Below are 20831 nucleotides of genomic sequence, written 5' to 3'. Positions count from 1 at the left end.
TATCCTCCTTTAGAAATCAAGTACTTTTTGGACAGCTGCAGAAATGCGGGCTACCGTTGGAAGCCATGCATCCTCAACTTGCGCAAACGGATAAACGGTATCCGGACCTGCAACCCGAAGCACTGGAGCTTCCAGGTGCAGAATTGCTTTTTCATTAATTTGAGCGATTACTTCAGCGGCAACGCCGGAAGTTTTTTGCGCTTCTTGAACGACAATTGCACGGTTCGTTTTTTGGATCGAAGCTACAATAGTATCGATATCGAGAGGCACAAGGGAACGAAGGTCGATAACCTCAGCCTTGATTCCTTTTTTCTCAAGCTCGTCAGCTGCTTTGACAGCCGTGTGAACCATCAAGCCGTAAGCAATGATTGTAACGTCGCTGCCTTCACGAACGACATTGGCTTTGCCGATTTCAACCGTATATTCGCCTTCTGGCACTTCTGTACGGAAAGCATGGTAAAGGTTCAAATGCTCCATGAAAAATACAGGATCATTATCGCGAATAGCGGAAATAAGAAGACCTTTAGCATCGTAAGGATTGGATGGAATAACCACTTTGATACCTGGCGTCTGTACTGCAAGACCTTCCAGGGAATCCGTGTGCAGCTCAGCTGCTTTCACGCCGCCGCCGAAAGGCGTACGGAATACGATTGGCGAGTTGTAGCGTCCGCCGGAACGGTAACGCATACGAGCCGCTTGAATGAACATTTGGTCCATCGCTTCATAGATGAAACCTACGAATTGAATTTCGGCAATTGGGCGGAAGCCTTGAATCCCCATACCCACTGCCAAACCGCCGATAGCGGACTCGGCAAGCGGCGTATCAAATACGCGGTCTTCGCCAAATTCAGCTTGAAGGCCTTCAGTCGCACGGAACACGCCGCCGACTTTACCAACATCCTCGCCAAAAAGTAGTACATTCGGATCCCGTTTAAGTTCAACGCGCATTGCGTCACGGATCGCTTCTTTCATATTCATTTGAGCCATGATCTATAGTTCCTCCTTCGTTAAAGGCTATTATTTGAAATCAGCTTTTTGCTCTTCGAGGTGCTGCGGCGTTGTTTCAAACATCGAGTCAATCAAGCCTTCAACCGTCATTTTTTCAACAGCTTCTGCTTTCTTGATTTGCTCGTTAACAGTCGCTTTCGCTTCTTCCTTCACGCGAGTCGTATCCTCTTCTGACCAGAGACCTTTGCTTTCCAAATATTTGCCGAAACGAATGAGTGGATCTTTAGGAGCCCATTCCGCTTCCTCATCTTTGGTGCGATATTTTGTCGTATCATCCGCCATGGAATGCGCACGATAACGGTAAGTAAGAAGCTCGATCAGCGTAGCGCCTTCGCCGTTGCGGCCGCGCTCAGCAGCATCTCTAACTGCTTTAATTACAGCAAGCACGTCCATGCCATCAACCTGCACGCCTTTGATACCAGCAGCAAGCGCTTTGTGGGCAACAGAATGTGCAGCTGTTTGTTTAGCATAAGGTGTTGTAATCGCATAGCCATTGTTTTGTACAACATAAATAACCGGAAGCTTGAACGCGCCTGCGAAGTTCATGCCTTCGTAGAAATCACCTTCGGAAGAACCGCCGTCGCCTGTGTACGTAATTGCTACGCGTTTTTCATTCTTTTTCTTAAATGCCATCGCAACACCAGTAGCGTGCAAAATTTGCGCGCCGATGATGATTTGCGGCATTAGAACGTGAACATCCTCAGGGATTTGACCACCATGCTGATGTCCTCTGGAATATAGGAACGCTTGGTACATCGGAAGACCATGCCATACGAGCTGCGGAATATCGCGGTAGCCCGGACAGATGAAGTCATCTTTATTCAAAGCGTATTCGCTACCAATCATGGCTGCTTCTTGACCGGATACTGGAGCGTAGAAGCCCAGACGGCCTTGACGGCCCAAATTCACGGCACGATCATCCCAAGTGCGGGTAAATACCATACGGTACATAATTTCTTTTAATTGGTCGTCCGTAAGCTCCGGCATTTCATCCGGGTTAACAACTTCACCATCAAGCGACAAGACGGACAATGGTGTAACTGGCTCCGTTTGAACTTCATATGGCAGTTTGCTAAGCACTTTGCTCATTGTGAACGCTCACCTCAATCATTAATATTTGAATATTACAGTACTCTGTTATAGAATTATTATAAACCTGTTTAACAAAAATGGTCAAAGCAAAAAGCAAAAAATCCGCTGTATTTTCAACGCTTATGCCCTTTTTGTTAAGAAATTGTATATGTAACAGCTGCCACAAAGTTATATAACAGCATAATACAATGTTGAAACAGTGGAGCTTGTACAGCCTTTCCGTCTGCTGCCGATCCCGCATCACTATGGCATCTCTCTATTGTTTACCCACAAGCTCCCATTCCATTCAACCAACGGAGGAAGAAATGATGACAGATGAACGTTATTTGAAACGCACCGTCCTCAGGGAAACGGTTGCAAGCAACTATTTGCAAGATGGGCAGCGCTCGCTTCGCGTCTATTTGCCGCCCGGCTACAATGAGCTGCTGAGCTACCCCGTCGTCTACTGCCAAGACGGAGAAGACTTTTTCAACTTCGGCCGGATCGCGACAACGGCGAACCGCATTATTTTGGATGAAGGCGTAGAGCCCTTCATTATTGTTGGCGTAGATGTGAATAAAACATTTCGCACAGCAGAATATGCTCCTGACGGAGACCGCCATGAGGCTTATGTCCGCTTTTTCGGCGAGGAGCTGCTTCCCTTTATAGAAGCAAAATATCCGGTCCGGCGTGAGGCCGAGCATCGCGTGCTTGCTGGCGATTCGCTTGGCGGCACCATCTCCTTTCATCTTGCGCTGGCCTATCCGCAGTTGTTCAACCGTGTGCTTTCTTTATCAGGCGCCTACTTCGAGCGCTCGCTAGAAATTATGGCTGCACAGAATGACCTTTCCTGGCTGGAGCTGTACATGATTGTCGGCCTGCAGGAAACGGCATATGAAACAACAGATAGAGGCGTGTATAATTTTGTCGAATTAAACCGTGAAGCCAAAAAGCTGCTCGAAGAAAGACAAGCTCCCTTTTATTATGCGGAAAAAGAAGGCCAACATCAATGGGGCTTTTGGCAGAAAGAGCTGCCGGAAGCATTAATGTATTTTATCGAGCGCCAATAAGCGCGGCAGCCTTGCCTAACAAATGAAACAAAGCCTTGATTTCCCCCGCCCAAGGAGGAAGCCAAGGCTTTGTTTGTTTATTTTGAGCCATTCTATCAACTGCATGCTCGCTTAACTTGGTTACTTAAGCTTCACATGGTCCAGCAGCCGCTCGCAGCCTGCATCCACCAATTCAAATACATAATCAAATTGTCCCGTATAATAAGGATCTGGCACATCCGCTACGCCACGCTCGGGCAGCAGGCTCATAAAGGTCAGCACTTCCGCATTCCCCACACGCGTTCCGAGAATTTCACGCACATCGCGCTCGTTTTTCGTATCCATACAGACAATATAGTCAAAATCCGCATCATCCTGCTGTGTGAACTGACGTGCCTTCATCCCTGTATAGGATATGCCATTCGTGTCAAGCTCTTTGCGTGTGCCCTCATGCGGCGGATGGCCGATATGCCAATCTCCCGTACCCGCCGAATCTACAATAATTTGCTCTGACAGCCCCGCCTGCTCCACCTTGCTGCGAAAAACAGCCTCCGCCATCGGTGAACGGCAAATATTTCCAAGACAAACAAACAACACTTTTTGCTTCATTTAGGCTTCTCCTTTCTCCTGAACAATTTTCTCCCGCAGCGAGCGGCGCGGCAGCTTCCATTTGTAATATACCGACAGCATCCTGAACACGATAATAAGCACGAACAGGAACAGCAAATCGAGTGTTGAATGAAACCAGCCCTTGCCAATAACCAAGCCGCCAATCATCGCCCAAACGGCATAAATTTCATCCCGCAGCACAAGCGGCTTGCGCCCTGCCAGTACATCGCGAATGATGCCTCCGCCGATGCCTGTCAGCATAGCCGCTACCATCACCGCGCTGATCGGGTGGTTCATTTGCGTCGCATACAACGCGCCCTGAATCGCAAAGGCTGATAAACCGATCGCATCGAAAAAAGCTTCGCTTTTGCGCCACGTATAAATCCATTTAACCGGCAGCAAAAAAGCAATCGTCATCGCGATGAGCGCGATTTTCAGCAAGCTCCCCTGGCTCCAAAGCGAGGTAACCGGAACGCCGATCAGCAAATTCCTTATTACCCCCCCGCCAAACGCCGTAACCAGGCCCAGCACAAAAACGCCAAGTATGTCGTATTCCTCCTCCATTGCCACAACCGCGCCGCTGACGGCAAAGGCAATGGTGCCGATGATGCTGAATACGCCAAAAATCTCCAAATCCAACGTGTACGCCCCCGCTTCCGTTCTCCCGTCCGATGTCATCTATCAGACGGTATGTCCTTTCCCATTTTAGCCCCGCCGCTTTCGTAAAGCAACGACATATTTCGCCAAATCTCTGCCGATTTTCCGTCTGCTGCTGGTGTTCCTGCTCAAAGTAGCTATATACTAGCAAAAGCGACAAGCTACAAGGTGAAACGGCTGTCGCCGTCCTTTGGCGGCAAAGCTACAAAAGTGATAAAGAAAGAAGGAAGCGATTATGCCACAACGAATAGTCATTTGCTCAGGCGGCGAGCTTGGAACTTGGGCACTGCCTCATCTGAAGCAGGATGCCTTCCGCATTGGCGCAGACCGCGGCGCACTATTTTTGGTGGAGCAGGGATATTCCCCACAGCTCGCAATCGGCGATTTTGATTCGGTCACTGACGAGCAGCTGGAGCAAATACGTTCCGCCAGCACGGAGCTCATCACCTGTGATCCGATTTATAAAGACTATACGGATACAGAAATGGCTTTGCGTTATGCGCTGGAGCAAAATCCAGATGAAATTATTTTACTGGGTGCTTTAGGCACCCGCTTTGACCATTCGTTATCGAATGTACAGCTGCTGATGCTCGCCGAACAGCGGGGTATCCCCGCCTGTATTATCGACCAACATAACTGTATTACTGTTACTTCCTCTAAACGAATAATACAGAAAGGGCTGTATGCGAATGTTTCCCTGCTGCCCTTGTCTTCTGCTGTTTCCGGCATTACGCTAACTGGCTTTCAGTATCCTCTGCAAAAAGCAAACTTGCAAATTGGCCAATCCCTTGGCATTAGCAATATACTGACGGAGACGGAAGGCAGCATTACGATTGATGCTGGGCTGCTGCTCATTATTCAAAGCCGCGATTAAACATTAAACATTAAACATTAAACAATGAGGAACTAAAAGCACAAGCATTACTCAAAAGCCTCTGGCTCCATCTCGATGACCAGCCCTTCCACATGCTTGCGGCTCAGCTGTTTGCGAAGCTTGCGATTCTCCTTGGAATCGAAGACGATGCTCATATCATAATCTTCCCCAGGATAAAGCTCCTCCCTGCTGATCGACAGCTTGAGCCGCTTTCGGTTAAAGGCCAGCTTGCGGCCCTGCACCTGAACAATGACTTCTCCACGGGCATCAGCCGGACGAAAAACGATACCCAGGCGCTTGAGCGGATAAATCCATACCGCATCGCCCGCTTGAAAGGGCTGCAAGGCGCTTTTACCGGCGCCCTCTTGTTTTTTGCTGCTATTTTTGACATCAATCTCCGTATGAGCTTCGCTACTATCTTCGGCATGCACGGCTGCAGCATCTGGGTTTAACATTATGACCTGCTGGCGGTTAACTGCGAGCTGCTCCGCCCGCTGCATAACCCGCTCCGGCAAACCGTAACGGCGGGCAATGGCGAAGGCTTGGCTTTCGCCTGCCTCCCCAATGATCAATTGATACAGCGGAAGCAGCGTCTGCGGATCAAAAGCCATCCGCGCGTTCATGCAGCCCCTCGTACGGGAAGCATATTGCTTAATCTCATTAAAATGTGTTGTTGCCGCCGTTAAAGCTCTCTTCTGGTGAAGCTCCTCCAGCACGGCAATAGATAGAGCTATACCTTCTCCGGGATCGGTGCCAGCCGCCAGCTCATCCAGCAGCAGCAAGGAGCGCGGTTCGGCAGATTCCAGCATTTCTCTGAGCACCCGAATATGCGAGGAGAAGGTGCTTAAAGATTGCTCCAAGCTTTGCCCATCTCCTAAATCGGCAATAATCGTGCGGAAAATGCCGAATCGGCTCCCTTCCTTTGCCGGAACAAGCAGCCCTGACTGAGCGAGCAGTGCAAGCAGGCCGATTGTTTTCAGTGTTGCTGTTTTCCCGCCTGTATTGGGCCCTGTTATAATGAGCTGACTCCAGCTCGTACCAAGCTCCACATCAAGTGGAACTGCCGACGGGCCAAGCAATGGATGACGAGCCTGCGATAAAGAGATGAGAGGTTCATCGGTTAATTGAAACGATTTCCCATCGTAGGAACGCGAAAGCTTGCCGCGCGCCATAATGAAATCGAAGGAGGCCATCGCCTCTAAATTAAGTTTTAGCTCAGCTTCGTGCGCATCAGCCAGATCGGATAAACCCGATAAAATAACGGTGCGTTCGCGTTCCTCCTCCGCCTCCCACTGCCGCAGCTCGACCTGCAAATCGGCTACATCAACCGGTTCTACGAATAAGGTTTGCCCACTGGCCGATTCATCCCACACCGTACCCGGTACCTGCTTGCGCAGCTCGCGCTTTACTGCAATAACAAGCCGGCCGCTCCGCTTGCTCACTATCGGCTCCTGCAAGGCTGCTTTGTATTTAGAAAGCGAAGCTTCCATTTTACGACTGATTTTGTCCTCGACCGCGTAGCGATGCCTCCTAATTTCCGCGAGCGAAGCGCTTGCCTGATCGGTGAGGCTTCCGTAGCGAATACAGCGGCTCAGCTCTTCGCGCAGCTGCGGGCAATCATGCATGGAATCTGCATAGCTGGCAATGATCGGGGCAATTGCCCGTTTGCTCGCCATGTATCTGCGCATTTGCATGACAGAAGCGAGCCATGTCTGCAATTGCTCCAGCTCCTGCTCAACATAAATGCGTCCTTTGCCAAGCAGTGCCAGAAAAGGATCAATCCCCTCCATAGCGGATAAGGGAACGCTTGCCCCCGCTGCCAGCAAGGCGGAAGCTTCCTCTGTCTCCAACAGCCATGCTTGAATCTGCCTCATTTCTATACTGGGCAGATGGCGTTCCGCTAATATTTTCCCTGCTGGAGAAACCGTATAGCCGATCAATTGTTCTTTTAATTTGTCATATTCCAAACGCGTTAGCGTAGCTTCGTGCATCATTTTCTATCGCTCCTCATTATAATCGGTTGTATTTCCCATTTCGTTGGCGTGAATGATTCGTAATCAACCGTTTGGTGCACCTATCAAAGCATAATTACAAAAAAAACAGGAACAGAACGCATGAGCGTCCCATTCCTGTTTTAAACGGCTGCTGTACCTAACCAAGCATTAATCATGCCTAATGTAACCGCCACACAAATACGGTTGTCATTAGCGCGAATAACGCAAAAAAACCGTGCTGCAAGAGCACGGTGGTCAGGCCGCTGCCGAATAGCATTCAGGCGGAGTCCACATGTTCTTAACTCTTGGTATCAGAGCGCTGATGAAGATACATTCATAGAAACCTGCCTCAACTGCACAAAGCAGCCGGCAAGCCTCCATTCGCCTTCAAGCGCGATCTGATCTATCCAATTTATGAGTTAAGAACACCTGTCAACATAAAATAAACCCCTTCCTGAACCATCCAGCCAACAATATATATCTTCAACTTACTTCAAAAACAAGCTCCTTGTCAACCCCATAGGTATTCGCAAGAAACTTCATGCTGCATATGGTACATTGGTCTAGGCCTAGCTATACCGTCACTTCAAGGGCTGCCCTTGCAAATTGCACAGAGGTTGGAAGCCCATAATCGCTATTCAGATCAATGTCATGAGACATATGGGTAAATATCGTATGATTCGGCTGCCAAAGTTGAAGCAGTTCAAGCGCTTCCGTTACATCATAAACAGAGCGGGTTTCATAGGCGAAGGGCTCTTTATAAAAGCTTGTTCCGAGCACAAGCAGATTAAGACCATAAAGCGGCTGCTGCTGTTCGTCCGTTAGCCCAATCGCGTCTGAGCAATAAGCCCAGGAGCGTTTCTCGACCGCATGATCAAAACGAAAAGCATACGCATAGCCATTTTTGCCATGATTGATACGCCAGCTCCTTATATCCCAATTGCCCATTCGCAGATTACCGCCGTCTATGGCATGAAAATCAATTTGCCGCTGCAGCCAAGGAAAACGCGCATTAATTTCGCCAATCACCTCAGCCGCTGCAAAAGCCTCGCCCTTGACGTTCAGCCAACGGCAAGCGTCGGCCCATTCCACAAGACCGCCAATATGGTCAAAATGGGCATGGGTAATTAAAATCCGCCTGACGAACCTGAGTCCAGCCGCTTCCATTTGCCTTCCCCAATCAGGACCGCAGTCAATCCAAACCGGATCATCAGCTCCACCTGCAGGCTCTGCACCCAATCCATCAAGCTGTACGAGTGAACGCAAACGGCGATTAATGCCCGTGCTTCTCGCCTCTTCACATACAGCGCAGCTGCAATAAACACGCGGAACGCCCATCGAATCGCCTGTTCCACGAAAGGTAATACGCATTATAGCGGCAGCAGCGCGACCTGCTCCTGCTGTCGCAACTGATTGATCATATCCAGCCAAGCTTGCGGCTTGTTAGGCAGCGCCTCATAATAGCCTTCAAGGAAAGTTACGATGAGCGAAGCCGGCAAAAATGCCATATTTTCATCCGCAGGCAGGAAGCTGAGCTGAAGTCCTGTTACCGCTTGACCCTCATGATCCCAAGAAGGATGCACATATGGGAAATCCAATCGGTTATACCCAATATGCGACAATACTTCGCGGCGCACAAATGGATTCATGGGCGTTACGCCGCCAAATGCATGCTGCTCCTTCGTTTCATAGGGGTTATAAATTTCCGCGAACATTCCGATTGATTCTGTACCGGATTGTTCAGCCAGACGCGCCAAATCCTTTTCTCTAGCACGCAGCAGGAAGCGGCCAATGCCCTTGCCCGCTTGTCCGATAATAGTGAAGTCAGTCATCGCTACGCGCAGCTCAGGATAATAACGATATTCGGTGGAGCCTACTACTTTGCCATCTTCTACCGCAACATAAACATGGATGCCAGCATCCTCAAGCGGTTCTCTCCACAGCTCATAAGCCAGCACTTCCTCCGGCGGAAAAATCGTTTGAAGCAGCTTATGCAGCTCAGCAAAATAAGGGTCATCAATGGAGGTAATTCGATGGTACAGCATAAAATATCCCCTCTCCTTATGTATCGGTTGTTATTTAATCGGCAGCAAAAAATGGATTGCGCCATTCCATCAGTGCGGCATAGCCACAGGACTGCTCATCTTCCAAATAATTTGCCGCTATGCCTGTCGGCGTACGGCCGCAGCGGAGCAGGAATGAAAGAACAGGGTCGCTGTATTTTCCAGCTACGACCCCGCTAACGTAACTTTCCGGTGTTATTTCTTCTGCATAGCGATAATAGCCGGGCATCCGCCCGCCGCCAAGCAGCCTTTCAAGCTGCAGGTGCACGACCGTCTCATACATCGTCTGCATTAGCCATTTTCCAATGCCCGACTTTCGGTACTCTGGAATTACACAAATATCTACCACATAAAGCGTATCGCCGCTGCGGTTATGATTGCGAATAAAACCATTATCCGTAATCGCTTCCCAGCTGTGCGAATGTCCGTAATCGTCCAAATGAACGATAAGGCCTGTCATCGAGCCGACAAGCCTGCCACCAACTTCAGCGCAAAGCGCTCCTTCGGGAAACCGGGAAACATGCTCGGCAAGCTGCTCCTTGCTCCACCATAATTCCGCAGGAAATGGTGGCGGGAAGCTTTCGCGCTGCACATCAATCAGCCCTTCAAAATCCAACTCCGTGTATTGTCTTATTACTGCCTCTACTGGTACGCCCTCATGATATACATATAATTGCTTACGAATAATGCCACATCCCTTCTGCCAGGGAAAGCTTTAATACCAATCGGTATAAAGATCGGTGCGACGGTCCCGCCATGTCGTAACGGAGCCTGCGGTCCGCACATCTTCCAGCAGCTTCAAATCAAGATCAGCCACAACGAGCATATCATCATTAATGATTCCTTCTGCCAAAATGCCGCCCGGCGGAAAGGGGATATCGTTTGGCGACAAAATCGCCGCCTGCCCAAAGTTGGCCCGCATAAAATCGACCTTCCGCAGCGAGCCCACTGTACCAGTCGTCACCACATAGACTTGATTCTCTATCGTCCGTGCATGAGCGCTATATCGAACGCGATAAAAGCCATGGCGATCATCCGTACAGGATGGGCAAAAAATGACGTCCGCCCCTTTTGCCCTCGCCATCCGCACAATTTCCGGAAATTCGATATCATAGCAGGTTAACATGGCAATCGTGCCATATGGGGTTTGGAACACTTCCAGCCCTTCTCCCGGCGACATCGCCCAATCGCTCACTTCCGTTGGCGTCAAATGGATTTTCGACTGACGGTCGATCTTACCATCCGGATGAAACAAATGCGCAACATTGCGAAGCTTGCCGCCTTCCGCTTCTACGACATGGGTTCCTGCTACAATGTGCATATTGTATTCCGCCGCCAGCTTGGCGAACAGTTCTTCATAGGCAGCTGTAAAACTCGGGAGTTTGTCAAATGATAAGGGTTTGCCGCTGTTGTCGCTGATGGACAACAGCTGCGTTGTAAAAAACTCAGGAAATAACAGAAACTGTGTGCCGTATTCTGAGGCATTGCGCACATAATGCGCGACCTGCTCGGCGAATTGCTCAAATGAGCTGATGTCGGCCAATTTGTATTGAACGGCCGCTACTCTATATTTCAAAACCGACCCTCCTACCGTTACTTTCGTTGTTTAAATTGCAATGTAATCGTCGTGCCAATATCCTGCTGGCTGAATACATCTACCTTGCCATCATGCAAATCAACAATTCGCTTCGCAATGGAAAGACCGAGTCCGGCCCCGCCAGTCGCACGGCTTCTAGCACCGTCGACCCGATAAAAACGTTCAAACAAATGCGGCAGGTCACTCTCTGGAATGCCTACGCCTCTATCCTTGACTTCAATCTTGACGATTGTTTTCACTTGGCTAACCGAAACATCAATCGAATCCTTACTATACTTTATGGCATTGTCAAGCAAAATGACGAACAGTTGTTTAATTTTTTCTTTATCGCCATACATTCTGATGATTTTCGAGCTTGTTTTAATCCGAATCGGACGATGAAACGTCGTCTGCAGCATGCCTGCCAGCTCATCAATAGCCTGAACGACATCGAACTGCTCCTGCTTCAGCCAATCCTCTTGCTCAGCTTCAGCAAGCGTAAGCATGGACTTGGTCAAATTTTGCATCCGCTTCGCTTCTCGGTCAATCGCTTCAATCGCTTCATCTCGCACTGCGGCATCGTCGCGTCCCCAGCGCTTAAGCATATTGGCGTAGCTGGAAATGACCGTCAGCGGCGTTTTGAGCTCATGAGATGCGTCTGCCACGAACTGCTTCTGCTTCTCGAACGTACGATCGAGCCGCTCAATCATCTGATTGAAAGCTCGGATCAGCTGCTGCAGCTCCGCGGATTCCTCGTGGCTGGTCGTCTCAATAACCCGCAGCTTCCCGCTTCGGTCGATTTCTCGCATCGTCGTGACCATTTGCTGGATGGGCGCTGTCAGTCTGGACGTAAACCAATACGTACCGAATATCGCGAACAAAATCGCACCCGCACTTGTTACCGTGAGAGCGGCCACTAAAATTTGCAAATAATTGTCCAGCTCGTTAAGTACTCTGTTAATTTCCAGCATGCCGACGATTTCGGTCCCATCGTATAGGGGAACGCGCATATACAAAATACGTTCGCCGCCCTTCGAAATCATTCCGGTATCATGCTGGCTGTCGAAAGCTGCTGGAAGCCCCAGCAGCACAGGGTCCGAGCCTGTAATATTGACGACCTTGCTATCTGGCTGCACAATGCGAATCATTTCATTCACATTATAATATTCACTAAGCAAATCCGAATTGTTAAGCCCTTTGCCGCTTTGGATTTGCGGATTTTCCAGCATGAGATTGACTTTGTTCGCGATGACGCGCTCTTCGCTTTCTGTCGTAATTTTAATGACATAAAAATAAACGAAAATGTTAAACAAAATCAATATAAAAATGAGCCAGAAAATCGTGAAGAGCGTAAATCGTTTACGCAGCGTCATGCGTCAGGCTCCTTGACCATATAACCAACACCCCGAACGGTATGAATAAGCTTGTGGCGGTAGCCCTTGTCCAGCTTTTGCCGCAAGTAACGGATATACACATCGACCAGATTCGTCTCGCCGATAAAATCATATCCCCATACTTCGGAGAGAATATCCTCACGGGATTTCTCTTCATTTTTGTTCTCAACCAAATAAACGAGCAATTCAAATTCTCGCGGCGTCAGCTCGATTATAATATCTTTGCGGAAAACTTTGCGCGTACGCAATTCAATCGTCAAATCGCCTACCTTAATCATATCCGAGCCTTCGGATTCACGGGGATTTTGCTGGAATATGCGCAAAATATTGCGAACGCGCGCCAGCAGCTCCTCCATCGCAAACGGCTTCGTAATATAATCGTTAGCTCCATGCTCAAAGCCGCTTACTTTATCGGGAACGGTATCTCTCGCTGTAAGCAATATGACTGGAACTGCATTGCCCGCCTGTCTCAGACGGCGCAGCACCTCAATACCGTTAAGCTCCGGCAGCATGACATCAAGCAGCACGAGCTCCCACTCCCCTGACGAAGCCATTTCATAGCCTGTCCGTCCGTCCAAAGCCGTGCCTACTGTATAACCTTCATGCTCAAGCTCAAGCTGTAAAATGCGGGATATGCCTGCTTCATCTTCTACTACCAGGACACGTTCTTTCATCTTAAGCGTTCACCTACCTTAGCAAATAGTCTGCATGGACCCGTTTTGTACTCATCATAAAGGAATATTCAATTGAAATGCAAGCAAGCCGGACTACTGCCGCTTGCAGTCCGGCTTGCTTGTTTTCTTCAAGCGTTATTACGATCAAGGTGAAACGGCCGAAAGCCGTCCTCTGGCGGCGCGGCACGTTTCATTCCGAGAAATATAGAGAAAGGATGGCAAAATCATATACTTTCCTATATTTCAGGCTGCAACCCGATTAAATTTGGGTTTGCATGGACCAGCTTTCGACATCCCAAGTTTTCGTAACCCAATCCTCGTAAAAATCAGGTTCGTGGGATACGAGAACGACGGTGCCTTTGAATACGCTAAGCGCGCGCTTCAACTCGGCTTTTGCAATGACATCCAAATGGTTCGTTGGCTCATCGAACAAAATCCAGTTGCTTTCGCGCAGCATCAGCTTGCAAAGACGAACCTTCGCCTGCTCGCCGCCGCTCAATTGGTTGAGCGCCCGCGTAATATGCTCATTTTTCAAGCCGCAACGGGCAAGAGCTCCACGAACTTCACTTTGCGTCATATGCGAAAATTCATTCCATACATCATCCAGCGGCGTCATCGTAGGCGCCTTGGCTTCCTGTTCGAAATAGGCCGGATGCAAATAATCCCCGCGATAAACTTTACCGTCTAGCGCCGGAACAACGCCAAGAATCGTTTTGAGCAGCGTTGATTTGCCCACACCATTGCAGCCTACGATGGCAATTTTGTCACCGCGCTCAATGAGCATGTTCATCTTAGGCAGCAGCGGCTTATTATAGCCAATGGACAAACCGTCCGCCTCGAATACCGTTTTACCGCTAGTACGGGCCTCTTTAAAACCAAAGGTCGGCTTAGCCGCTTCCTCCGGCTTGTCAATACGATCGATCCGGTCAAGCTGCTTCTCACGGCTCTTCGCCCGTCCAGAAGTCGAAGCACGCGCTTTATTTCGCGAAATAAAGTCTTCCTGCTTCTTGATAAAATCCTTCTGCTTCTCGTAGGCATCAATATGCTGGGCTTTGTTCATATCTGCCATCTCAAGGAATTTCTCATAGTTGGCAGAATAACGCGTCAGCTTGGCAAACTCCAAATGGTAAATGATATCTACCACTTGGTTCATAAAGCCCGTATCATGGGAAATCAGGACGAACGCATAAGGGTACGACTTCAGATAGTTCGTGAGCCAATTAATATGCTCTTCATCCAAATAGTTCGTAGGCTCATCGAGCAATAAGACGGTCGGCTTCTCTAGAAGCAGCTTGGCAAGCAAAACTTTCGTCCGCTGTCCGCCGCTCAAAGCCGTTACGTCGCGTTCAAGCCCAACCGCATTCAGTCCTAGCCCATTCGCCATCTCATCGACCTTGACATCGATTAAATAGAAATCGCCAATTTCCAGCTCTTCCTGAATTTCGCCCATCCGCTCGAGCAGCTGCTCCAGCGTATCCGGATCGGCATCGCCCATTTGCAGCGCGATATCATTCAGCTCCTGCTCCAGCAGCAGCATCGGTGAAAATGCATCCTTCAGCACATCGCGAATCGTCTTGCCTGGCGTTAATTTCGTGTGCTGATCTAGATAGCCATAGCGCACGCGTGGTGTCCATTCTACTTTGCCTTCATCCTTCAGCAGCTTTCCGGTCAAAATGTTCATCATTGTCGATTTTCCCGTTCCGTTAGCGCCTACAAGGCCAACATGCTCGCCAGCCAACAGGCGGAACGATACGTTTTTGAACAAAACGCGGTCGCCAAACGTATGGGATAGTTGCTCTACTGTTAATAAACTCATTTCTACTTAGCTCCATTCATGCACTTGTTTATCGCGAGGATTTGCTCCATTCCCGTGTTGGGTGTATGACAAACAAAGCCTCATCGTATGAAAACGCCCGCAACACCTAGCCTATTCGGTCTTCGTGTCGGTACGCAATACTTGTCGTTTTTAAGCTTATATATGTTTATGCCCGACCTATTGTACCACAAGAGCTGCGCTATTGTGTAAAAATCAATGCGGATTTTGTCTCTTGAAGGGTACTGTCTAGCATCTTCGGCATCTTCGGCATCCTCATTTCCCTTTCCCCTTATTCAGCATTCGGCTAATTAACACAAGCAGCGGATCAAATGACTGCTTTACAGGCATGCAAAGCCGTTTGTCCTCCGTCACCCATTTGCCGCTCCAAAGCACTTTAAGCCATTCAGCTGCTGGCAGCATAGGCAGCGCTGCTAGTGGCCGCTCCGGCAGTAATTGCAGCCATTGCTCCCGCTCCACGAAGCGGTTATCCTTATTCGCCAGCCATACGAGACGACCTTCCTGAGCATTCAGCTTCTGCTGAAGCGTTTGAAGGCGGCGCAGCTGTGGCTGCTGCCATTTTGCCGGAAAAGGATCGGCGACTATACAGACCAGTTGGCACCGAGTTAACCACTCGCCTGCTGCCGGCTCATTGAAGCTGGAAACATCGACAATTTTCACATCATAATGCCGCTGATGCAAATAAAGCTCCCATTTTTCCAAGTCGAACGTTTCTTGCTCCATTTGGGCAGGTTTTTGGGCAAGCCATTGAATAACGCCTTCCTGCCAAGTCCAATAATGATGGAAGACCTGCCTTCCACTCGCATATTGGGAGGGCAGGAGCGCATGCCATTCCGGCCGATTACTTGGAAATTCAGCTGCAAGACAGCTCAATCCCCCTTGACCAAGCAGCTTGGCTAATGTAATAGCTGCAAAGGTTGCCCCCGCTCCGGGTGACAATGGCCACACGCCAATCGTTATTCCATTTGCCGCGCTAATGTGACCTTGCCTGCCTGGGAAGCCCGATGACAGACGGACATGATCGCCACTCAGTTGAACGATAGCCAGCAGTTCGCGCTCTACTTGCTCCATATTTGCGGTGCGCTCCTCAAGCCGATAGGCGAGCATCCGGCTAAGTACATGAGCCAGCATGGCAGAGCCCTCTGTCTTCATTCGCCCCTTCCACTTGAAATGAGACTCTAGGCGTGGAACAACGGGTACAGGCTCATAGTACTCGCCCCCGCTCGCCAAATAATAGAGCAGTGCGCCAAGCCCATATACATCGGTTCGGGAATCGCTTCGGCCGCTGCCCTGGTATTGTTCGGGAGCAGCAAAGCCCAGCGTTCCAAGCTTTGCCGTATCTTGTTCGCCATTTGCCTTAACCTGCCTTGCAATGCCAAAATCAATCAGGCGCAAATGTCCGCTCCCATCCTCTATCATGACATTAGATGGTTTTAAATCCCGGTGAACCATTTGCGGCGTTTGACGGTGCAGATAGTTAAGTGCCGAACACAACTGAAGTCCAAGCTGGGTCACCTCTAACAGTGTTATTTGGCGCTGTCGTTTTTGAAACTGTGCTGCAAGCGTTTCTCCATGAATGAAGTCCATCACAACTGCATAGACAGATTGTTTATGTATCGGAAACGCATCCACTATATGAGGGAGATTCGGATGATTTAACCGCACCAGCATGGCTGCTTCTGCGTTAAACGAATGAGTCCCGCCCGCAACCTCCTCTATAGATATAGGCGTAATTTTAATGGCCCGCAGCTTGCCTTGCAGCTTTCGATCTTCCACCGCATATACGATGCCCATTCCACCCTTGCCGAGCACTGAGATAATTGCATAGCGATCCGCTATTATTGAACCCGTCTCCCAAAGCGGGAGTTCAACCTCCGCTCCGCTTCCTTCCATTCATCCCACCCTTTCCGTATGAATGCAAAAAATCCCGACTGGACAGACGAATGGCGTTCGTCTTTCAGCCGGGATGCTTTCCCATACTTATATTCAGTTAACATTATAAGGACGCTTATTTATAATCCTTAGAAAAAACGCTAAGTTTTAACGCCTAGTATAACATGCAAACATAAAAAAATGAATGACTATTTGAGCATTATTCACTAAGCAAATATTACGATCTTCCTGCATATCCCGCATTAAGCTCCTGAATAATCTGATCGCCGCCAAGCAGCTTCCACCGCTGTACTTCCTTGTTGAAGCCTTGCTCGTCAAGCAAGCCAAGAATGAAGGAATTAGTCGCGTTTTGAATAATAATATTCAGTTCGCCGCCACGCTCGTTAGCAGTAGGAGAATCAAGCGAGGCTGCAGGGTTAATAACGAGAAAGCTGCGATTTTCCTCTGTCAAACGGTCGCTTTTTTCCCTAAGCGGATCACCCTGAGGCCGAATAGCAAGCGCCCTTACCCCCATCAGCGAAATAAGCGGCCGCACCTCCTGCTCCCATCGCTCGCTTTCATTGGAGAGCAGCTCAACCATATCCCCATTCTCCAGCTTGTAGTGAATGCCTTCAACGCCATAATTCAGCATATAAATAAGCTCTGGATCAGCAAGCCGATTAAAAAAGGCAAGAATACGCAGCAGCTCAGCCTCGCTTTTCACCTGCGATTTTGGGAATACGAATATGCCGTTATGCCCCGCCTGCGACCATACATGCGGCTTGCCGTCAGGCCCGTTGATCCGGTTCAGCAAATCAAGCTCAGCCTTCGGGTTGCGCTGAATGAGCGCCTTATATAAATTTCGGGCATCATCCATATTGCCGATATAAACGCCCGCACGCCCCTCCGTAAATTCCTCCCATTGCTGCTGTTTGCTAGTGACTGCGAACTGCTCATTCATCAATTTTTCCTCATACAGCTTCCGCATAAATTTCATCGTATCCTTGTATGCGCTGAACATAAATGCCGGCTGCAGACTTCCCTCCATCCAGCCCCACTCATTTGGCGCGCCAAAATACGAGGCCAGCGTTTGAAAAGCGCCAAACTTCAAATCGTTGCGATCCGTTAGGCCATAGGTATCATTTATGCCATTGCCATCAGGATCATTTTTCGTGAATGCCTCCATTACTTTATATAGGCTTTCCAGATCCGTCGGCGTCTCCAGATGCAGCTTGTCGAGCCAGTCCTTGCGGTAAATAATGCCTTGCCGGGACAAGTCTCGCTCACGATAAATGCCATATATTTTGTTATCGATTGATGTATTTTGCAAAATGGTTTTGTCCATCGCGTTCAGATTTGAAAATTGCGATAAATAGGGGCCGATTTCCCAAAAAGTCCCGGCACGAACCGCACTCAAAAAAGCAGAATTGCGAATGTCCTGAATCGTGACGATTTTTGTCAACGCATCTGAGGCTAGCGCAATATTCAGCTTGTCCTCCTTCATCGCATCAGGAACCCATATAATGGACAGCTTCGTGTTGGTCGCTTCCTCAATATGGCCCAGCACGACATCAGACGGGGGGCTCGTTGTGTACTGAACGGCCGTCCAAGTTAAAGCAAGCGGCGCTTCCATGGTCAGGGCGCTCCCGCTCTCATCGAGCAGTTGGCAGGATGCCATAAGCAAAGCTGCTCCGAATGCTAACGCCGTTAAAACCGATTTCGCGCAGCGATGAATCTGTCTCTTCACAAAATTCATAGGCAACATGACCCACTTTCTGGTATAATACCCTAGTAATTATAGTTTGCGAAGCCGTGCAGCGAGTGGCTCGCAATAGTTTTGGAGGAGATATGATGGCAGCCCCACCTAATCGGTATTTTTTGCGCATTTTGCTGTTCGGCTTTCTAATCAGTTCGTTGCCAGTCATTATTGTTGGACTATTCTCCTACATGAAATCCTCCGACACCATTCAACAGAATGTAAACGCATCCAAACTGTTACAGCTGGAGCAGATGCAAATGAATGTGGAACAGGTCATGCGCACTGTAGACCATTCCATGACATATTTCGTCAATTCATCTTTTTTGAAGTCTGCCATTTTGGAACCGCTTAATGTGGAACAATTTCAATTATTTAACCAAATCAAGCAAGAAGTCAACCATTTACAGACATTTGATACAGGAATTGAAAATATTATTTTGTTAAGCACTCTTGAAAATTGGTATATTGACAACTCCGGCTTATACCGGCTGAGTGATTTGGACAAAAAAGACAGGCTGCTTCAATATAAGGAGCTTCCTTTCGATTCGCAATGGATTACGGAGCCTGTCAGCAATACCGTGCTGCTAGGGCAATCTTCCAGTCGTTGTACATACGGCATCAGCCTCGTAAAGAAGCTGCCGCTGACGGCTTCAACCAAAAATGGGCTTGCGGTATCGACGATCCCTTCCTGTTATTTGAACGAGCTGCTTTCCTTTGACAAAAATAGCGAGGCCGTACTCGTATTTAATGATAGAGGCGAGCTGCTGTTTGGGCAAAATGAAGAGCTGCTGCCGTCTGATGGCTTATTTGCCGCGCTTTATCAGGATATTGCCGAATCGGACTTAGCCTTTGCCCAATTTGATACGCAGCTCGAAGGGACAGACTATACGGTATCTTACCGCAAGTCTGATTATAATGGCTGGACGTACGCTTCCATTACATCGCTCCATGCGTTGTCAAAGCAATCCCGTGCCATTGGCTGGTTTACTGTAATTATTTGCCTAACGCTGCTTGCCATAACGCTGCTAGTGACGTGGTTCGGCTCCCAACGCTTGTACAAGCCGATTGAACAGCTGTTTGTGAGCGTCTTCCAGCTGTTTCCGTCCAAGCATGATAAACCAAGCCGCGACGGCTTCGTCTATATTGCGGATCAAATCCGGCATGTTATTCGCGAGAAAAGCGAGCTGGAAAGCACGATGAACAATCAGATTGACAGCTTGCGCACGTTGTTTATGATGGAGCTCTACCAAGGAAAAAGCAACAGCCGGAGCATTGAAGAACGGCTTAAGACGCTGGCTTTCCCTACGTCATTTAAAGGATATGCTGTTATGACGCTGCGCATTGATTTTTTTGAAGGGACGAGCTATTCGAAGGGCGATACGGATTTGCTGCTGTTCGCCGTGAATAATATTGTGGAGGAATTGGTTGATGCGAGCGACAGGCTGGCGCCTATCGTCTACGAGCAGTCGCAAAATACACTGCTGCTGAACCGTGAGCATAATCAGGATGCTTTTTTTGCCCAATTGGTTCCACTCGCTGAGCAAATTGCGCACACCGTAAAAGAAGTGCTGAATCTGTCAGTCAGCTTCGGCTTTAGCGGTTACCATGACAAGCTGAAATCAGCGGGTACAGCCCTTGAGGAAAGTATGGAGGCTTATAAGCATTTAAAGCGGTTTGGCGACTCGTCGGCGATGTTTTATCGGGATCTGCCGCAGAAGCTGAGCTTCAACACCTCTTATCCAGTACGGCTGCAGACCGAATTGAATGATGCTATTAAGCTTGGGGATCGGGCCAAAAGCGACGAAGCGCTGGCGGAGCTGTTCGAAGCGGTGTTTAAGCAGCAGCTGAGCGCCCATGATTTTGAGCTGACGACTGCACGGCTGTTAATTGATTTGATTCATCTGTCCCAGTCGCTCGGCATTCACGAGATGGAGCTTGGCGACCATTCTTCCTTGTTTGAATATTTGTTCCAGCCGCACTCTCCGAAGGAAGTTCGCAACTGGTTTCTTCAAAACATTGTGGAACCGATTATCGTATCCGTTGAGGAGCGAACCAATTCACAGTATAAAAATATTTCCGAAGAGATCATTCATTTGATTCACCAGCAGTATGACCAGGAGCTTACACTGGAAGCCATCGCGGCCAGCATGCATTACAATGCGAACTATGTGAGCAGCGTATTCCGCAAGGAAACAGGTACTTCCTTCAGTGAATATTTGGCGGCACACCGTCATCGCATTGCGCTTGGCCTCCTTCAGGATACGAACATATCGGTCAAGGAAATTTCCGAGCGGCTGCAATATACGAATCCGCAAAATTTCATTCGCTCCTTCCGCAAGTTCGAAGGAACAACTCCCGGCAAATACCGGGAGCTGCATCAGCCGGGGTGACTACTTT

At 48.9% G+C, this 20831-nt stretch carries 17 protein-coding genes; 3 read left to right on the top strand and 14 right to left on the bottom strand.

Annotated features, from left to right (window positions below):
* Window positions 1-9 precede the first annotated feature (9 nt).
* Entirely contained in the window at window positions 10-987 is a 978-nt protein-coding gene (locus AC50Y5_RS09540) for an alpha-ketoacid dehydrogenase subunit beta (RefSeq protein ID WP_056040694.1), read from the bottom strand.
* 30 nt (window positions 988-1017) lie between these two features.
* Window positions 1018-2097: a pyruvate dehydrogenase (acetyl-transferring) E1 component subunit alpha gene (gene pdhA / locus AC50Y5_RS09535; protein WP_056040696.1), complete on the bottom strand. Its 1080-nt coding sequence runs from the start codon at window positions 2095-2097 to the stop codon at window positions 1018-1020.
* Window positions 2098-2408: 311 nt separating this feature from the next.
* On the opposite strand from pdhA, the gene AC50Y5_RS09530 reads away from it, so the two are divergent.
* A complete protein-coding gene (locus tag AC50Y5_RS09530) occupies window positions 2409-3149 on the top strand; it encodes an alpha/beta hydrolase (RefSeq protein WP_056040700.1) in 741 nt (246 codons plus the stop codon).
* 120 nt (window positions 3150-3269) lie between these two features.
* Here the strand turns inward: AC50Y5_RS09530 and AC50Y5_RS09525 are convergent, their stop codons facing one another.
* Window positions 3270-3737 carry a low molecular weight protein-tyrosine-phosphatase gene (locus tag AC50Y5_RS09525; RefSeq protein WP_056040702.1) on the bottom strand — a complete coding sequence of 156 codons (468 nt, stop codon included), beginning with the start codon at window positions 3735-3737 and terminating at the stop codon, window positions 3270-3272.
* Window positions 3738-4370, bottom strand: a complete 633-nt coding sequence (locus AC50Y5_RS09520; RefSeq protein ID WP_056040868.1) for a trimeric intracellular cation channel family protein — start codon at window positions 4368-4370, stop codon at window positions 3738-3740.
* A 256-nt stretch (window positions 4371-4626) separates the two neighbouring features.
* Between AC50Y5_RS09520 and AC50Y5_RS09515 the strand changes: the two genes are divergently transcribed.
* The gene (locus AC50Y5_RS09515) at window positions 4627-5268 is read left to right on the top strand and encodes a thiamine diphosphokinase (RefSeq protein WP_494860696.1); all 642 of its coding nucleotides are present in this window, start codon (window positions 4627-4629) and stop codon (window positions 5266-5268) included.
* Window positions 5269-5315: 47 nt separating this feature from the next.
* Here AC50Y5_RS09515 and AC50Y5_RS09510 read toward each other — a convergent pair whose 3' ends face one another.
* From AC50Y5_RS09510 to AC50Y5_RS09465, 10 genes are all read right to left on the bottom strand, one after another.
* On the bottom strand, window positions 5316-7259 hold the full coding sequence (locus AC50Y5_RS09510; RefSeq protein WP_494860694.1) for an endonuclease MutS2: 1944 nt from the start codon (window positions 7257-7259) through the stop codon (window positions 5316-5318).
* Between the two features lie 576 nt (window positions 7260-7835).
* On the bottom strand, window positions 7836-8636 hold the full coding sequence (locus AC50Y5_RS09505) for an MBL fold metallo-hydrolase (RefSeq protein WP_494860692.1): 801 nt from the start codon (window positions 8634-8636) through the stop codon (window positions 7836-7838).
* On the bottom strand, window positions 8633-9307 hold the full coding sequence (locus AC50Y5_RS09500) for a GNAT family N-acetyltransferase (protein ID WP_056040709.1): 675 nt from the start codon (window positions 9305-9307) through the stop codon (window positions 8633-8635). The genes AC50Y5_RS09505 and AC50Y5_RS09500 overlap by 4 nt, the downstream gene beginning before the upstream one ends.
* Before the next feature lie 34 nt (window positions 9308-9341).
* On the bottom strand, window positions 9342-10013 hold the full coding sequence (locus tag AC50Y5_RS09495; RefSeq protein WP_494860690.1) for a GNAT family N-acetyltransferase: 672 nt from the start codon (window positions 10011-10013) through the stop codon (window positions 9342-9344).
* 27 nt (window positions 10014-10040) lie between these two features.
* The gene (locus tag AC50Y5_RS09490) at window positions 10041-10901 is read right to left on the bottom strand and encodes a carbon-nitrogen hydrolase family protein (protein ID WP_494860103.1); all 861 of its coding nucleotides are present in this window, start codon (window positions 10899-10901) and stop codon (window positions 10041-10043) included.
* Between the two features lie 17 nt (window positions 10902-10918).
* Complete coding sequence (locus AC50Y5_RS09485) at window positions 10919-12274, bottom strand: HAMP domain-containing sensor histidine kinase (protein WP_056040715.1); 1356 nt, start codon at window positions 12272-12274, stop codon at window positions 10919-10921.
* Window positions 12271-12969: a response regulator transcription factor gene (locus AC50Y5_RS09480; protein ID WP_046232574.1), complete on the bottom strand. Its 699-nt coding sequence runs from the start codon at window positions 12967-12969 to the stop codon at window positions 12271-12273. Before AC50Y5_RS09480 ends, AC50Y5_RS09485 begins: the two co-directional genes overlap by 4 nt.
* Window positions 12970-13228: 259 nt before the next feature.
* Window positions 13229-14785: an ABC-F family ATP-binding cassette domain-containing protein gene (locus AC50Y5_RS09475; protein WP_494860100.1), complete on the bottom strand. Its 1557-nt coding sequence runs from the start codon at window positions 14783-14785 to the stop codon at window positions 13229-13231.
* A gap of 273 nt (window positions 14786-15058) precedes the next feature.
* Window positions 15059-16696 carry a serine/threonine protein kinase gene (locus AC50Y5_RS09470; protein ID WP_494860099.1) on the bottom strand — a complete coding sequence of 546 codons (1638 nt, stop codon included), beginning with the start codon at window positions 16694-16696 and terminating at the stop codon, window positions 15059-15061.
* Between the two features lie 217 nt (window positions 16697-16913).
* Window positions 16914-18353, bottom strand: coding sequence for an extracellular solute-binding protein (locus AC50Y5_RS09465; protein WP_081419040.1), 1440 nt, complete (start codon window positions 18351-18353; stop codon window positions 16914-16916).
* Between the two features lie 170 nt (window positions 18354-18523).
* On the opposite strand from AC50Y5_RS09465, the gene AC50Y5_RS09460 reads away from it, so the two are divergent.
* Window positions 18524-20824: a helix-turn-helix domain-containing protein gene (locus AC50Y5_RS09460; RefSeq protein WP_081419027.1), complete on the top strand. Its 2301-nt coding sequence runs from the start codon at window positions 18524-18526 to the stop codon at window positions 20822-20824.
* Window positions 20825-20831: the final 7 nt, after the last annotated feature.

The sequence above is a fragment of the Paenibacillus sp. JT22N7 genome (genome assembly GCF_059383875.1).
The sequence above is the reverse complement of the archived record's forward strand: the minus strand, read 5'-3'. Positions and strand labels throughout refer to the sequence as shown.

Bases quoted from the DNA above. Each gene is read 5' to 3' on its own strand.
- AC50Y5_RS09540 (WP_056040694.1), bottom strand. From the start codon at position 987: ATGGCTCAAATGAATATGAAAGAAGCGATCCGTGACGCAATGCGCGTT.
- AC50Y5_RS09530 (WP_056040700.1), top strand. From the start codon at position 2,409: ATGACAGATGAACGTTATTTGAAACGCACCGTCCTCAGGGAAACGGTT.
- pdhA (WP_056040696.1), bottom strand. From the start codon at position 2,097: ATGAGCAAAGTGCTTAGCAAACTGCCATATGAAGTTCAAACGGAGCCA.
- AC50Y5_RS09460 (WP_081419027.1), top strand. From the start codon at position 18,524: ATGATGGCAGCCCCACCTAATCGGTATTTTTTGCGCATTTTGCTGTTC.
- AC50Y5_RS09480 (WP_046232574.1), bottom strand. From the start codon at position 12,969: ATGAAAGAACGTGTCCTGGTAGTAGAAGATGAAGCAGGCATATCCCGC.
- AC50Y5_RS09525 (WP_056040702.1), bottom strand. From the start codon at position 3,737: ATGAAGCAAAAAGTGTTGTTTGTTTGTCTTGGAAATATTTGCCGTTCA.
- AC50Y5_RS09485 (WP_056040715.1), bottom strand. From the start codon at position 12,274: ATGACGCTGCGTAAACGATTTACGCTCTTCACGATTTTCTGGCTCATT.
- AC50Y5_RS09470 (WP_494860099.1), bottom strand. From the start codon at position 16,696: ATGGAAGGAAGCGGAGCGGAGGTTGAACTCCCGCTTTGGGAGACGGGT.
- AC50Y5_RS09475 (WP_494860100.1), bottom strand. From the start codon at position 14,785: ATGAGTTTATTAACAGTAGAGCAACTATCCCATACGTTTGGCGACCGC.
- AC50Y5_RS09500 (WP_056040709.1), bottom strand. From the start codon at position 9,307: ATGCTGTACCATCGAATTACCTCCATTGATGACCCTTATTTTGCTGAG.
- AC50Y5_RS09510 (WP_494860694.1), bottom strand. From the start codon at position 7,259: ATGCACGAAGCTACGCTAACGCGTTTGGAATATGACAAATTAAAAGAA.
- AC50Y5_RS09465 (WP_081419040.1), bottom strand. From the start codon at position 18,353: ATGGCATCCTGCCAACTGCTCGATGAGAGCGGGAGCGCCCTGACCATG.